10 protein-coding genes are annotated in these 14,735 nt (G+C 73.7%); 3 read left to right on the top strand and 7 right to left on the bottom strand.

The annotated features are described in order from the left end of the window. Positions 1 to 39: 39 nt before the first annotated feature. A complete protein-coding gene (locus AC07FV_RS06615; RefSeq protein ID WP_479085150.1) occupies positions 40 to 2,130 on the bottom strand; it encodes a SpoIIE family protein phosphatase in 2,091 nt (696 codons plus the stop codon). Positions 2,131 to 2,250: 120 nt separating this feature from the next. On the opposite strand from AC07FV_RS06615, the gene AC07FV_RS06610 reads away from it, so the two are divergent. Next, positions 2,251 to 3,669 (top strand): lipase maturation factor family protein, encoded by a 1,419-nt coding sequence (locus tag AC07FV_RS06610; protein ID WP_479085148.1) that lies wholly within the window; start codon positions 2,251 to 2,253, stop codon positions 3,667 to 3,669. A 48-nt stretch (positions 3,670 to 3,717) separates the two neighbouring features. On the opposite strand, the gene AC07FV_RS06605 is transcribed toward AC07FV_RS06610, so the two are convergent. Further along, positions 3,718 to 6,741 carry an alpha-mannosidase gene (locus tag AC07FV_RS06605; RefSeq protein WP_479085146.1) on the bottom strand — a complete coding sequence of 1,008 codons (3,024 nt, stop codon included), beginning with the start codon at positions 6,739 to 6,741 and terminating at the stop codon, positions 3,718 to 3,720. A 355-nt stretch (positions 6,742 to 7,096) separates the two neighbouring features. Here AC07FV_RS06605 and AC07FV_RS06600 point away from each other — a divergent pair, with 355 nt between their 5' ends. Continuing rightward, positions 7,097 to 8,452, top strand: coding sequence for an amidase (locus AC07FV_RS06600; protein ID WP_479085145.1), 1,356 nt, complete (start codon positions 7,097 to 7,099; stop codon positions 8,450 to 8,452). Between the two features lie 33 nt (positions 8,453 to 8,485). Here the strand turns inward: AC07FV_RS06600 and AC07FV_RS06595 are convergent, their stop codons facing one another. Together AC07FV_RS06595 and AC07FV_RS06590 are read right to left on the bottom strand one after the other, a co-directional pair. Then, on the bottom strand, positions 8,486 to 8,965 hold the full coding sequence (locus tag AC07FV_RS06595; protein WP_479085143.1) for an N-acetyltransferase family protein: 480 nt from the start codon (positions 8,963 to 8,965) through the stop codon (positions 8,486 to 8,488). 54 nt (positions 8,966 to 9,019) lie between these two features. Then, a complete protein-coding gene (locus AC07FV_RS06590) occupies positions 9,020 to 9,193 on the bottom strand; it encodes a hypothetical protein (RefSeq protein ID WP_356605350.1) in 174 nt (57 codons plus the stop codon). Positions 9,194 to 9,669: 476 nt separating this feature from the next. Here AC07FV_RS06590 and AC07FV_RS06585 point away from each other — a divergent pair, with 476 nt between their 5' ends. Beyond that, entirely contained in the window at positions 9,670 to 10,110 is a 441-nt protein-coding gene (locus tag AC07FV_RS06585) for a hypothetical protein (RefSeq protein ID WP_479085141.1), read from the top strand. Positions 10,111 to 10,183: 73 nt separating this feature from the next. Here AC07FV_RS06585 and AC07FV_RS06580 read toward each other — a convergent pair whose 3' ends face one another. The 3 genes from AC07FV_RS06580 to glgC form a co-directional block, all read right to left on the bottom strand. Next, the gene (locus tag AC07FV_RS06580; RefSeq protein WP_479085140.1) at positions 10,184 to 11,677 is read right to left on the bottom strand and encodes an SDR family NAD(P)-dependent oxidoreductase; all 1,494 of its coding nucleotides are present in this window, start codon (positions 11,675 to 11,677) and stop codon (positions 10,184 to 10,186) included. A 103-nt stretch (positions 11,678 to 11,780) separates the two neighbouring features. After that, the gene (locus AC07FV_RS06575) at positions 11,781 to 13,118 is read right to left on the bottom strand and encodes a wax ester/triacylglycerol synthase family O-acyltransferase (RefSeq protein ID WP_479085139.1); all 1,338 of its coding nucleotides are present in this window, start codon (positions 13,116 to 13,118) and stop codon (positions 11,781 to 11,783) included. 382 nt (positions 13,119 to 13,500) lie between these two features. Next, positions 13,501 to 14,721, bottom strand: a complete 1,221-nt coding sequence (gene glgC / locus AC07FV_RS06570) for a glucose-1-phosphate adenylyltransferase (protein ID WP_479085138.1) — start codon at positions 14,719 to 14,721, stop codon at positions 13,501 to 13,503. Positions 14,722 to 14,735: the final 14 nt, after the last annotated feature.

The raw sequence follows: 14,735 nt of genomic DNA, 5'->3' as shown, positions 1-14,735 counted from the left end.
GTCAAGGGTGCCACCGGGGACCGGCAGCGCCAGCGGGACTCAGCCCCGGCGGTCGGAGACGACGAACTCGGACCACACGCACTTGCCGCGCCCCCGGGCCTCCACACCCCACTGGTCGGCGAGCGTGTCGACCAGGAGCAGTCCTCGTCCGGAGACCCCGGAGTCCCCGGCGTCGCGGCGGCGGGGCAGGGCGCTGGAGGAGTCCTCGACCTCGACCCGCAGCCGGCGGTCCGTCCCGGTGAGCAGCCGCAGGGTGACGATCGCGGAGCCCTCGGTGTGCATGAGGGCGTTGGTGACCAGTTCGTCGGCGACCAGCTCGATCTCGTCGCTCTGCGGGCCGGCACCCCAGGCACCGACGGCGGCGCGGATCATGTGCCGGGCCTCGGTGAGCGCCTCGGGGTCCCCCGGGGACACGTGCTGCCGGAGCCGGCCGAAGGTCCGGGGCGTTCCCAGCCCGTGCCGGCGCAGCAGGAGCAGCGCCACGTCGTCGTCGCCGCGGCGCTCCTCTGCCACGTCGATGAGCCGGTCGGCCAGGTCCCCGACGTCCTGCGGACCGGAGGCCACCAGCGTCGTGAGGGCCTCTATCCCCTCGTCCACGTCGGCACCTGGCTCCTCGACCAGGCCGTCGGTGCACAGCAGCAGGGTGTGCCCCGGGTCCAGCTCGACGGTGGAGACCGGGTAGACGAGGCGCCCGAACTCGGCGGACAGGCCGAGCGGCAGGCCGCCTTCGACGGGCACCCGGCGGCAGCTGCCGTCGCCCGCGCGCAGCAGCGGGTCGAGGTGCCCGGCGCGGACCATCTGGACCACGCCGGTGGCGGGGTCGGCCTCCGCGTACAGGCAGGTCGCGAAGCGGTCGGTGTCGAGTTCGTGGAGGAAGACCGAGGCCCGCGCCATCACGGTGGCCGGGGGGTGGCCCTCGGCGGCGTAGGCGCGCAGCACGATGCGCAGCTGGCCCATGACGGCGGCGGCATGCGTGTCGTGGCCCTGGACGTCGCCGATGACGGCGCCCACGCGTCCGCCGGGCAGCGGGATCAGGTCGTACCAGTCGCCTCCGATGTCGCGGCCGAAGGCGCCGCCGATGGTGGCCGCGCGGTACCGGACCGCGATGTCGCAGCCGGGCACGCTGGGGATGGTGCGCGGCAGCATGGCCTGCTGGAGACCCTCGGCGAGGTCCATCTCCTGCTCGTAGAGCATGGCCCGTTGCAGGCTCTGCGCGATGCCGCTGCCGAGCGCGACCAGCACGTTGCGGTCCTCCGGGGAGAAGCCGCGCCGGTCGCTGTAGAGGAGTCCGATCGCGCCGATCGGCCGGGCCTGGGCGATCAGCGGCAGGTAGGCGGCCGCGGTGATGTCCAGGTGGGTGATGTGCTGCCACAGGAGGGGGTAGCGCTCCGCGAACTCCTCCGGCGACTCGATGAAACGGGGGCTGAGGGTCCGTACGGCCTCGCTCATCGGGTACGGCTCGTCGATCCGGGTGACGCGGGTGCCGGGGACGAAGCTGTTGTCGGGGCCGTCGGCGACCAGCCGGATGCGGCCGGCCTCGACCAGGCCCATGACGAGGCTGGTGGCGCCGAGGCGGGTGAGGCCGTGGGTGTCGCGCAGGACCTCGATGACGTCGTCCACCGTGCGGGCGTGCGCGAGGGCGGCCGTGGCGAGCTGGACGACGTTGGTGAGGCGCCGGCGGGCCTCGTCCTGCGCGGCCTGCTCGCGGCGGGCCTCGATGTCGCCGACCTCCTGGGTGGCGTCGCGGACGATGCCGATGATGCGGCGGGGGCGGCCGGTCCCGTCGCGGCGGATGTAGCCCTGCGTGCGGGTCCAGCGCAGGGTGCCGTCGCGGGTGCGCAGCCGGAAGTAGGTCCCGTAGTTCTCGCTGCCGTCCTTCATGGCCCGGGCGACGATGGCGTCCAGGCGGCTGCCCTCGGCCGCGGGGACGCGGACCGCGAGGGACTCCGGCCGTCCGTCGTACTCGTCCGGGCGCAGATCGAACACCTCGTGGGCCTGGGCGTCCATGTGGAACAGTCCCGTGTCCAGGTCCCAGTCGAAGCTGCCCATGCGGTTGAGCGCCAGGATCGGGTCCGGGTGGGCGGGCCAGTCGTCCGGGAGTGACGAGGCACTCGCTCCCCGATCAACCATGAGCCCCACCTTGCCAGGGTTTGCCCGATTATTCGACTCCTGTCCGCCGCCCGGGTCGTGGGCGGGGGCCGCCCGCCCACCGGGGTACACAGAGCGTGACCGTACGAGAGGAGCGCGGCCGTGGAGTGGTTCACCGCCCCCGACTACTGGCTGAGCAGGCTGGTCTTCCAGCGGGCCCTGGCCGTGATGTACCTGGTGGCCTTCCTGACCGCCGCCCTTCAGTTCCGTCCGCTGATCGGCGAGCGCGGCATGCTGCCCGTGCCCCGCTTCGTCGAGCGGGTGCCGTTCGGGCGGGCGCCCAGCCTGTTCCAGCTCCGCTACTCGGACCGCCTCTTCGCGTGCTGCGCCTGGGCGGGCTGCGCGGTGTCGGCGGGGCTGGTGGCGGGGGTGGACTCGCTGCTGCCGCTGTGGGGGGCGATGCTGCTGTGGCTGGTGCCGTGGGCGCTGTACCTGTCGGTCGTCAACGTCGGGCAGACCTGGTACTCCTTCGGCTGGGAGTCGCTGCTGCTGGAGACCGGCTTCCTCGCGGTGTTCCTCGGCAACGACGAGGTGGCGCCGCCGGTGCTGGTCCTGTTCCTGCTGCGCTGGCTGCTCTTCCGCGTGGAGTTCGGGGCGGGGCTGATCAAGATGCGCGGCGACGAGTGCTGGCGGAAGCTGACCTGCCTGGACCACCACCACGAGACCCAGCCGATGCCGGGGCCGCTGAGCTGGTTCTTCCACCGCCTTCCCCGGCCGCTGCACCGGGTGGAGGTGGCCGCCAACCACGTCACGCAGCTCGCGGTGCCCTTCCTGCTCTTCACCCCGCAGCCCGTCGCGACGGCCGCCGCGGCGCTGATGATCGTGACCCAGCTGTGGCTGGTGCTGTCGGGCAACTTCTCCTGGCTGAACTGGATCACCATCGTGCTGGCCCTGTCGGCGGTGCGCTTCCCGGCCGACCCGCCGTCCGTGCCCGCCACGCCGCTCTGGTACGAGGTCGTGGTCCTCGCGGCCGCGGCCCTGCTGCTCTTCCTCAGCCACCGGCCCGTCCGCAACATGGTCTCCCGGCGCCAGGTGATGAACCGCTCCTTCGACCCGCTGCACCTGGTGAACACCTACGGCGCCTTCGGCACCGTCAGCCGGGTCCGCTACGAGGTGGTGATCGAGGGCACCGCCGACGAGGTGGCCCGGGAGGACTCGGACTGGCGGGAGTACGAGTTCAGGGGCAAGCCCGGAGATCCGCGGCGCTGGCCGCGCCAGTTCGCGCCGTACCATCTGCGGCTGGACTGGCTGATGTGGTTCGCCGCGCTGTCGCCCTCGTACGCCGGCCCCTGGTTCGGCGTCCTGGTGGAGCGGCTGCTGGAGAACGACCGCGCGACGCTGAGGCTGCTGCGCCGCTCCCCGTTCCCGGCGGACGCGCCGCCCCGTTTCGTCCGCGCCCGGCTGTTCCGGTACCGGTACACGACGTGGCGCGAGCTGCGGGAGACGGGCGCCTGCTGGGAGCGGACGTACGTGCGGGAGTACCTGCCGCCGACCCGGCTGGCCGGGGCGCCACGATCGTAGCGGCCCCCGGTCCGGCTCACCGGGGCCGGTGAGCCGGACCGGCGCGCGCTACGCGCGGGCGAGGCGCAGGGTCATCAGCTGGAACGGGCGCAGCCGTACGGCGATCCGCCCGCCGTCGGCCTCGACCGCGGGCCCCTCCTCGGCCCGCGGGCGCTCCAGCAGGTCGGTCACCGCGACCCGCGCGACCGGGAACCCGGCCGTCAGGGTGGCCCTGGCCCGGCCGCCGTGGGCTTCGTGGAAGCGGACCACCACGTCCCCGCTGCCGTCGTCGGCCAGTTTGACGGCGGTGACCACGACCGCCTCGTGGTCGACCGTCACCAGCGGCGCCACCTCGCCCGCGCCGGTCAGCCGCCGTTCGGGCAGGTTGATCCGCCAGCCCTCGCGCACGGCGTCGCCGATGTCCGCGCCCGGCACCAGGGCGTGCCGGAAGCGGTGCACGCCCTGGTCGGTCTCCGGGTCGGGGAAGCGCGGGGCCCGCAGCAGCGACACCCGCACGGTGGTGGTCGTCCCCGCGTCGCCACCGGTGCGGACGGTGCGGGTCACGTCGTGGCCGTACGTCGAGTCGTTGACGACCGCCACGCCCCAGCCGTGCTCCGCCAGGTGGACGAAGCGGTGGTTGCACGCCTCGAACTTGGCCGCCTCCCAGCTGGTGTTGGTGTGGGTGGGCCGGTGGAAGTGCCCGAACTGGGTCTCCGACGCGTACCGTTCGGCATGCAGGTCGAGCGGGAAGGCGAGCTTGAGGAACTTCTCCGTCTCGTGCCAGTCGACCTCGGTCTCCACCTCCAGTCGCCGCTCCCCGGGCGCGAGCCTCAGTGTCTGGGTGACCCGGGAGGAGCCGAAGCCGCGGACGACCCGCACCGAGGCGCCGTCGTCGCCGGGTGCCAGCTCGTCGGCGTCGGTCAGGTCGGTGACGGTGTTGCGGTAGAACGCGTCGACGTCCCAGGCGTCCCACTTGTTCGGCAGGTCGGGGTGGAGCTGGAGGAGGTTGCCCGCCCCGCCCGGCGCGATCGTCTCGCGGTCGGCGGCGAGGTCGTACACCGACATGACCAGGCCGCGGCCGTCGATCCCGACCCGCAGCAGCCCGTTGTCCAGGACGTGCCCGCCCCCGGGGCGGGGGGTGAGGGCGGTGCGGCCCTCGGACACGGGAGCGGCGGCGGCGCCGGCCGGGACGCCGGTGCGGGGGTGGGGGGCGGCGTTGAAGAGGAGCGGGGTGTCGCCCGCGCCGGCCAGGGCGCGTTGGGCGGCGTCGATGATGCCGTCCAGCTCCCCGGCGACGCGGTCGTACGTGGCGCGCGCCTCGCGGTGCACCCAGGCGATGGAGGAGCCGGGCAGGATGTCGTGGAACTGGTGGAGCAGGACGGTCTTCCAGATCCGGTCCAGGTCGTCGTAGGGGTAGGGGAACCCGGTGCGCACCGCGGCCGTGGCCGCCCACAGTTCGGCCTCCCGCAGCAGGTGCTCGCTCCGCCGGTTGCCCTGTTTGGTCCTGGCCTGGCTGGTGAGGGTGGCGCGGTGCAGTTCCAGGTACAGCTCGCCGACCCAGACCGGCGGCTCGGGGTTCTCGGCCTCGGCTTGGGCGAAGAAGGCCCGCGGGGTCTCCCAGGTGACGGTCGCCGACCCCTCGAGGTCGCGCAGCCGGGCCGCCTTGGCGACCATCTCGCGGGTGGTGCCGCCGCCGCCGTCGCCCCAGCCGGTGGGGGCGAGGGAGTGCCGGGCCACGCCCTTGTCCCTGAAGTTGCGGGCCGCGTGGGCGATCTCGTCGCCGCGCATGGAGCAGTTGTAGGTGTCGACGGGCGGGAAGTGGGTGAAGATCCGGGTGCCGTCGATGCCCTCCCAGCGGAAGGTGTGGTGCGGGAACCGGTTCGTCTGCGACCAGGAGATCTTCTGCGTCAGCAGGTACTTGGCGCCGGCCTCCCTGATGATCTGCGGCAGGCCGGCGGCGAAGCCGAAGGTGTCGGGCAGCCAGGCCTCGTCGTTCTCGACGCCGAACTCGTCGAGGAAGAAGCGCTTGCCGTGCACGAACTGCCGGGCCATCGCCTCGGAGCCCGGCATGTTGGTGTCCGACTCCACCCACATGCCGCCGGCCGGCACGAACCGGCCGTCGGCCACGGCCTTCTTGACCCGTGCCCACACCTCGGGCCGGTGGTCGCGCACCCACGCCCACTGCTGGGCCTGCGACATGGCGAAGACGAAGTCCGGCTCGTCCTCCAGCAGGGCGGTCATGTTGGACGTCGTCCGCGCGACCTTGCGGACGGTCTCGCGCAGCGGCCACAGCCAGGCCGAGTCGATGTGCGCGTGGCCGACGGCGCTGATGCGGTGCGCGGACGCGGCGGCCGGGGCGGAGAGGACGCCGGCGAGGCGCGAACGGGCCGCCGCCGCCGTGCCGTTGACGTCCTGGAGGTCGATCGCGTCCAGCGCCCCGTCCAGGGCGCGGAGGATCTCCCAGCGGCGGGGCGAGTCCACCGGCAGCTCGGCCATCAGCTCGCCCAGGACCTCCAGGTCGAGCACCAGGTTCCACACCGTCTCGTCGAGGACGGCGAGGTCCATGCGGGCGAGGGTGTACAGCGGTTCGTCGCCGGCGGTCTCCTTGTCCCCGAGCGGGGTGGGTACGAAGGGGCGGGGGCCGAAGATGACGGGGTTGGACGCCGCCTCGACGTGCAGGCGGACCTCCTCGCCACCCGCGGCGGGGGCGGCGACGCGTACCCACTGGTTGCGCGGGTTGAGGCCCTTCACTGGGGTGCCGTCGGGCCGGTAGACCAGGCCTTCGCACTGGAAGCCGGGCATGTCCTCGTCGAAGCCGAGGTCGAGGATCGCCTCGACGGTCCGGCCGGCCCACTCCTCGGGCACGGTCCCGGTGACGCGGAACCAGCTGGTGCCCCAGGGGGCGCCCCAGCGGGTGCCCACGGCGACGGGTCCGGGGTCGGCCGCGAGTCCTTCGGCGACCGGCACGGGCTCGCCGGGCGCGTGCCACACGGCGACGTCCAGCGGCACGGACTCGGGGTACACGGCGGGGCGGATGCGCTCGTCGAGGACGCGCTGGAGGCGGGCTTCGACCAGGCTGCGGTCGTCATGCATGCGGGGTCCTCCTTGGTCGGGGCGGGTGTCGGGGGCGGGTGTCGCGGCGGGTGTCCGGGGCGGCCCGCAGCGGGCGGGGCGGCTCGGGATCGACGGGGCGGCTGGCGAGTCGGCGGGGTCGGCTCGGACGTCGGCGGGCGGCTCGGAAGTCGGCGGTTCGGCGTCGGTGGTCGCGGTCACTGGGGCGGACGTGGTGTACAGCTCCCCCACCGCGCGTCCCGCGAACCGTGTGCGTCCGCCTCTCGACGCGGAGGCGTCCGGGCGTGCAGAGTGCTCACGTACTCGTCAGTAGTCCCGTTTCCGGTGAGTGCCCTCTCCGGAAAGTCCCCTTTTCGCACCCCGAGGAGCCCCTTCCGTGACCAGCTGGGCCGGCCGGACCGCCGTCGACATCGCCGCCGCCGTCCGCGAGGGGCGCGTCACACCCCGCGAGGTGGTGGCGGCGCACCTCGCCCGGATCGAGCGGCTGGACGGCCGCGTCGGTGCCTTCCGCGCGGTCCGGGCCGAAGCGGCGCTCGACGAGGCCGACGAGGTGGGCGCCCGGAGCGACCTGGCCGAACTCCCGCTGGCCGGCGTGCCGGTGGCGGTCAAGGACAATCTCGCGGTGCGCGGCGAGTCGAAGCGCGTCGGTTCCGCGGCGACACCGGACGCGCCCGCCGGGGCGGACCACGTCACCGTGGCCCGGCTGCGGGCGGCCGGCGCCGTGGTGGTGGGCCTCACCAACGTGCCCGAACTGTGCGTGTTCGGCACCACCGAGGGCGTGCACGGCACGTCCCGCAACCCGTGGGACCCGGCCCGCTCCGCCGGTGGTTCCTCGGGCGGCAGTGCCGCCGCGGTCGCCGCGGGGCTGGTGCCGCTGGCGCTCGGCAACGACGGCATGGGCTCACTGCGCATACCGGCGGCCAACTGCGGCCTGGTCACCGTCAAGCCGGGACACGGGGTGGTCCCGGCCGGCATCGGCGAGGGCGACTGGTTCGGCATGTCCGAGAACGGACCGCTGGCCACGACGGTCGAGGACGCACGCCTGATGCTGGCGGTCCTCGCGGGCGACCGCGCGGACGGCGGGCCGGTGCGGCGCGCGGACCCCGGTCCCCTGCGCATCGCGGTCTCCCCGCGCAGCCCCCTGGCCGGTGTCCCCGTCTCCCGCCCGTACGCGAACGCCGTCCGCGAGGCGGCCGGACTGCTCATGAAGGCGGGTCACCAGGTGCGCCGGGCCGACCCGCCCTACCCCGCCTCGCTGGGCCTGACCGCCCTGGTCCACTGGACGGCGGGCACGGCGGTGGACGCCCGCGGCCTGGACCGGCGCCGGCTGGCCCGGCGGACCCGAGTGCACGCGGCCGTCGGGCGGGCCTTCGTACGCACGGCCGCCACCGGCCGGGGACGCGAGGCGCTCCGCGCCCGCCTGGAGCCGTTCTTCGACGCGCACGACGTCCTGCTCACCCCGGCACTGGCCCGCCGCTCCCCCGCCGCCGCGCCCTGGCACGAGCGGGGCTGGCTGCGCAACATCGTGGCCGACACGGCCTACTCGCCCTTCACTCCGCCGTGGAACCTGACCGGCTGGCCCGCGATGGCGCTACCGGTCGGCACCCTGCCCTCGGGCGCCCCCTGCGCCGTGCAGTTGGTGGGGCGACCGGGTTCGGAGGCGGCGCTGCTGGAGCTGGCGGAGCGGATCGAGGCGCTGCGCCCGTGGCGTCGCACCGCGCCGCTGGACTGAGCGCCCCGCCCGACGCGGTCGGCGGGTCCCCCGTCAGAGGGCGCGATACATGATGTGCAGGCCGACGCGCCCGTGCCGCGGGTGGTCGAAGGCGTCCGGCACCGTACCCAGGACGGTGAAGCCGAGGGAGGTCCACAGGCGCACGGCGGGGTTGGTCTCGACGACGGCGTTGAAGACCATGCCGCGGTATCCCTGGTCGGCGGCGGCGGCCAGGACGTGTTCGGCGAGGGCCCGTCCGGTGCCGCGGCCGGCCCGGTCGGGGTCGACCATGAAGCCGGCGTTGGCGATGCCCGCGGCGGGCCCGCCGTAGTTGGGGGTCACGTAGGCGGAGGCGACGACGGTGCCCTCGTCCTCGACGACGTAGACGCGTTTGGCGGGGTTCGTCCACAGGGCCCGGGCGTCCTCCTCGGACGTGTCCGGGTCCCAGGCGTAGGTCTCGCCGGCCGCGACGATGCGGTGCCAGATGGGCCAGATGTGCGGCCAGTCATCGGCCGTCGCTTCCCTGATCAGCATGGGCGCGAGTCTCGCACGCCCCTGCCTGCGGCGAATCCCGCGGTTCGCGCGTGGTCAGTCCACGCTGGGCAGGATGTGGGGCTCGGCGAGGTCCTCCTCGTAGCCCGCCAGGCGGATGGGGGCGGACCGGGCCCACACGTCGAGGCTGCCGATCTCTCCCGGCCGGCGGCCCCCGCGCTCGATGCGTTCCTTGGGGCGTTGCTCTGGATTCGTCGTCTCCGGTGTCACCGCGCACTCCTTATGTGTCGGGTCACCCTAGGGGCCTGTCGGCCGAGTCTGCTGTCCGGCACCAGACGCCCGCTGGGGTTTCAGTCGCATGCAGTTCGGACGCGGTGGCGCCGGTAACTCGGGCGAGAGCAGGCCGTTGTGAACCGGCTTGTCCCAAGACGGACATCGGGTGGGGGTGGAGCCCTGTGCTGTCGTCCGTCCGCCTTAGATTAACCAAATGAGCGGGGGTGCGCTCTATGGGGCCCAAAACATGGGGGAACCATTGCCCTTCACATCCTGCCCAGTTGGCCCGAGTATGCCGGGATGATCTCGTTTGCGCACCACAGGTGACTCACCCGTTCGGCCGATGCGGCCGAACGGGTCTTCGATGGCCGCCGACGACCGGGGGCGCACAGTTAAGTCGCCGTTGGCTGCGGCGCAAGGCGGCCATGGTCTGCTGTCGGTCGGCAACGGCTGTCTCGTGGGAGGACCGAGGCATGGAACCGCGCAGCGTCGAGGAGCTGATGGACCTGCTGTACGCCTGCCGCGAGGGGACCCTCGCGGAACGCGGCGGCGGGCGGACGGACCCGCACGAGCACGCGCTGCGCACCGCCGCGCTGCTGCGCCGGCGGCGCCCCGCCGACAAGGAACTCCAGGTGGCCGGCCTGGTGGCACCCGTGGGCCGGCTGCTGTGGTCCGCCGGCCCCACCGGCCGGGCCGCCGACGCGGTACGGCCGCTGCTCGGTGCGCGCGTCGCCCGGCTGCTGCGCCGTCACGCCCGGGCCGACGCCTGGGCCCACGACGACGACGCGGTCAGCCTGCGGCAGGCGGTCGAGGAGGCTCGCACCACCGTGTTCGACGCCGGGGTCCTGGAGGACTGGCGCACGGTGCTGGAGCTGACGGCGGCGCGGCACGCGCGGCTGGGGGCCGTCGACTGAGCCGGACCTCCCGGATCAGGACGGCGCCCCGCCGGCCGGCGGACCGGTCAGGGCCGTTGGTCCGCCGGGACCGTCACCACTTGCCGGGCGCGTAGTCCTTGAGGAAGACGCCGTACAGGTCCTCGCCCGCCTCGCCGCGCACGATCGGGTCGTAGACGCGGGCGGCGCCGTCCACCAGGTCGAGCGGGGCGTGGAAACCGGCCTCGGCCAGGCGCAGCTTGTCGAAGTGCGGACGCTCGTCGGTGATCCAGCCGGTGTCGACCGAGGTCATCAGGATGCCGTCGGTGTCGAACATCTCCTGGGCGCTGGTCCGCGTGACCATGTTCATGGCCGCCTTGGCCGCGTTGGTGTTCGGGTGGCCCGCCCCCTTGTAGCCGCGGGCGAAGACGCCCTCCATCGCGGAGACGTTGACGACGTAGGCGCGCCGGGCGGTCGCCCGGCGCGCGGCCTCGGCCATCGCGGGACGCAGGGCGCTGATGAGGATGAACGGCGAGGTGTAGTTGCACAGCTGGGTCTCCAGCAGTTCCACCGGGGAGATCTGCTCGATGGTCTGGACCCAGGTGTTGCTGTCGACGACGTCGGGGACCAGGCCGCCCGCGTCGATGGCCGTGCCCTCGCGGTGCCGGACCACGCTGGCGTTGCCGGCGACCAGCGCGAGGTCGGCCACCTTCTGCGCGTCGAGCCCCGAGACGCCGACGGGCAGCGCCGTCAGCCCGTCCACCGCTCCGGAGTCGAAGGCGCCGATGACGTGGTGGGAGGGCAGCTCACCGGCGGGCAGCGGGGCGCTCTCGCCCTCGACCAGCGCGGCGTACGCGGAGGGCAGGCGGCGTACGGTCTGGGTGGCGTTGTTGATCAGGATGTCGAGCGGGCCCTGCTCGGTGACCTGGTCGGCCAGCGCCACGGCCTGGGCGGGGTCGCGCAGGTCGATGCCGACGACCTCCAGGCGGTGGATCCAGTCCGCGGAGTCGTCCATGGCCTTGAAGCGGCGGATGGCGTCCTTGGGGAAGCGGGTCGTGATCGTGGTGTGCGCCCCGTCGCGCAGCAGCCTGAGCGCGATGTACATGCCGATCTTGGCCCGGCCGCCGGTGAGCAGCGCCCGCTTGCCGGTGAGGTCGGCGCGGGCGTCGCGGCGGGCCCGGTTCTCGGCGGCGCAGCTCTGGCAGAGCTGGTGGTAGAAGTAGTCGACCTCGGTGTACCGCTGCTTGCAGATGTAGCAGGAGCGGGGGCGCTGGAGTATTCCGGCGATGCTGCCCTCCTCGGTGCGGGAGGAGGGCAGGATGCCTTCGGTCTCGTCGTCGATGCGCTCGGCGGAGCCGGTGGCGGTGGCCTCGGTGACGGCCTTGTCGTGGGCGGTCTTGGCGGCGCGGCGCTCCTGGCGGCGGCGCTGCTTGACCATCCGGTAGATGTGCGAGGTGGCCCGGCGGACCCGGATCGCGTCCGGGTGGTCGACGTCGAGTCCGTCCAGCTCCTCCAGCACGCTCAGGCAGACGGCGAGCCGCTCCGGGTCGATGCCCGGGCCGTACACCACCTCGTCCGTGGTCGCCGTGCCGTCCTGTGTCACCGTCATCGCCGCTGCCGTTCCTGATCACCGTCGCGGCGCTCCGACTCGCGCCCGCTTTCGAACGGCGGATTTTACTTCAGCGGCGGGCCGGGACGCCAAACGCGCCGGGTCAGGGGCCGCAGGCCGTGAGCAGCGTCTCCACCTCCCGGGAGAGGGCCAGGGCGAAGCGGTCCAGGTCCGGCACGGCCTTCGCGTCGGCGACCAGGCCGTAGTGGACCTGCCCGCGGTACGTGGAGACGGCCACCGCCAGGGAGTGGCCCCGGGCCAGCGGCGCCAGCGGGTAGACCTCGGTGAGCGGATGCCCGCCGAGCCGCAGGCCCAGGCTGGGCAGGGGCACGCTGGTGACCAGGATGTCGAACCAGAGCCGGGCCGCCTGGCCGACCAGAGGGCCGCCGAGCCGGTGTCCGAGTGCGGGCACGTGGTCGGCGAGCAGGGCGACGGCGCCGGCTCCGCGGCCCGGCCCGGCGTCCTTGTTGCGGCCCATGGCGGTGCGCACCGCGGCGAGCCGGGAGAGCGGGTCCGGATCGCCGACCGGCAGCCGGGTCAGGTATCCGGAGAGCCGGTTGCCCTGCGGGTGGGCGGTCCGCGGCCGGCGTTTGGAGACGGGGATCAGGGCGCGGGGCGCGACGCCCTCGCTGCCGTCGCCGCGCTCGTCCAGCCAGCTGCGCAGGGCGCCCGCGACGACCGCGATCAGGACGTCGTTGACCGTGCCGCCCGCGGTCTTGCGCACCCGGTGCACGTCGTCGAGGTCGACGGCGACACCCGCGGTGCGGCGGGTGCCGGAGGAGGAGGCGGTGAGCGCGGCCGAGGAGCGCACGTCGAGGGTGGACAGGGCGGCGGCGGCGCCGATGTCGAGGGCCCGGCCGGCGTCGGAGAGGGCGTCGCGCATCCGCTCCGGCAGTCGGCGCACGTCCGGCAGGAGCCTTCGGGCGGGCTCCGCGGGGCGCGGGCGCGGCGCGGGCAGGTCCATCGGGTCGAGGACCCCCGCGGCGAGGGTCAGCGCCCGCAGGCCGTCGGCCAGGGCGTGGTGGAACTTGAAGAGCACGGCGAAGGAGTCGCCGTCCGCGCCCGGCAGCACATGCGCCTCCCACGGCGGCCGGCCACGCTCCAGGGGGCGCTCCATGAGGCGGCCGGCCCGGGCGTGGAAGTCCGTCGTCGGGGGGTGCAGCCGCACGTGGTCGAGCGGGTCGAAACCGGGGGCGGGCTCCCGGGTCGCGCCGCCGAACGAGAAGGGCGTCCGCAGGGCCGGCGGCTGCCAGGTGTCCCGGATACGCATCCGCAGGCCCGGCACGCCGGGGGCGCGGGCCGCGAGCAGGTCTGCCGCGTGGGCGCCCGCGGTCGGCGACCCGGCCGCGAAGACGCCGAGCGCGCCGAGGTGCATGGGGTGCTCGGCGGACTCGATGTTCCAGAACGCCAGGTCGAGAGGAGCGAGCGGATCGGAAGTCAAGGGTGGGCCTCGCAGGGACGACGGGTGGACAAACAGTCAATCGCCCCGCGTCGATTACGGTCAAGTACTATCAAGCTACGCACAGTTAACGTCAGGTTAAAGTCCCGCCCCGCGACCGGGCCGCGAGTGCGGTGCCCCAAGGGGCCGCGGCGCCCGGAGCGGTGGGGACGACGCCGCCCGCGTCGGCGCGCGCCACCCGGACGGCTGCGGGCCGACCGTGCGGGTACGGGCCGACCGTGCGGGTACGGGCCGACCATGCGGGGCCGGGCCGACCATGCGGGGCCGGGCCGACCATGCGGGTACGGTACGGCGGCCGCAGGGCCCCGCGGACGGTGGCGCGTCGTCCGTCCGTCCATCCGTCCGCCGGGCCCGCACCCGCCCGTCACGGCACCCGCTGCCCCTTGCCGAGCGCGATCACGCCGCCCTTGGAGACCGTGTACAGCTCCGAGTCCCGCTCCGGGTTGACGCCGATCGTCGCGCCCGGTGGCACGTCGACGTTCTTGTCCAGCACCGCCCCGCGCACCACCGCGCCCCGGCCGATGTGCACGTTGTCGTGCAGCACCGAACCCTGCACGACGGCCCCCGGATCGATCACCACACCCGGTGACAGCACGGACCGGGTGACCTGCCCGCGGATCAGGCACCCCGCACTGATGATCGACTCGCTGGCCATGCCGCCGGCGTTGAACCGGGCCGGGGAGAGCTGGGTGGAGTGGGTGTAGATCGGCCAGTCGCGGTTGTAGAGGTTGAAGGCGGGGCGCTCCGCGATGAGGTCCATGTGGGCGTCGTAGTAGGCGTCGAGGGTGCCGACGTCCCGCCAGTAGCCCTGGTCGCGGGTGGTCTCCCCGGGCACGTGGTTGTCGCTGAAGTCGTACAGGGCGGCCTCACCGCGGTCGGTGAGCTGGGGCAGGATCGAGCCGCCCATGTCGTGCACGGAGTTCTCGTCCTCGGCGTCCCGGTGCAGGGCCTCGACGAGGGCCTTGGTGGTGAAGACGTAGTTGCCCATCGAGGCGAAGACGCACCCGGGGTCGTCGGGCAGCCCGGGCGGGTCGGCGGGCTTCTCCAGGAACCCGGTGACGGTCCGGCCGTCGGAGCCCGGCGTGATCACTCCGAACGAGGACGACTCGCCGCGCGGCACCCGGATGCCGGCCACGGTCACGCCCGCGCCGGACTCGATGTGCTGGGTCAGCATCTGGCGCGGGTCCATCCGGTACACGTGGTCGGCGCCGAATACGACCACGTAGTCGGGCTGTTCGTCGTGCACCAGGTTCAGCGACTGGAGGATCGCGTCGGCACTGCCCAGGTACCAGCGCGGGCCCAGCCGCTGCTGGGCCGGGACGGGGGTGACGTAGTTGCCGAGCAGGCTGGACATCCGCCAGGTGGTGGTGATGTGCCGGTCCAGCGAGTGCGACTTGTACTGGGTGAGGACGCAGATCCGCAGGATGTCGCCGTTGACCAGGTTGGACAGCACGAAGTCGACCAGCCGGTACGTCCCTCCGAACGTGACCGCGGGTTTGGCGCGGTCCGCGGTCAGGGGCATCAGGCGTTTGCCCTCTCCGCCCGCCAGCACGATGCCGAGCACCGAAGGACCTCCACGACGCATGGCCGCTCCCCTCA

This window comes from Streptomyces sp. NPDC045956 (assembly GCF_056430705.1).
This window is presented reverse-complemented; position numbering and strand designations above follow the sequence as displayed.

Bases quoted from the DNA above. Each gene is read 5' to 3' on its own strand.
- AC07FV_RS06615 (WP_479085150.1), bottom strand. From the start codon at position 2,130: ATGGTTGATCGGGGAGCGAGTGCCTCGTCACTCCCGGACGACTGGCCC.
- AC07FV_RS06595 (WP_479085143.1), bottom strand. From the start codon at position 8,965: ATGCTGATCAGGGAAGCGACGGCCGATGACTGGCCGCACATCTGGCCC.
- glgC (WP_479085138.1), bottom strand. From the start codon at position 14,721: ATGCGTCGTGGAGGTCCTTCGGTGCTCGGCATCGTGCTGGCGGGCGGA.
- AC07FV_RS06585 (WP_479085141.1), top strand. From the start codon at position 9,670: ATGGAACCGCGCAGCGTCGAGGAGCTGATGGACCTGCTGTACGCCTGC.
- AC07FV_RS06605 (WP_479085146.1), bottom strand. From the start codon at position 6,741: ATGCATGACGACCGCAGCCTGGTCGAAGCCCGCCTCCAGCGCGTCCTC.
- AC07FV_RS06580 (WP_479085140.1), bottom strand. From the start codon at position 11,677: ATGACGGTGACACAGGACGGCACGGCGACCACGGACGAGGTGGTGTAC.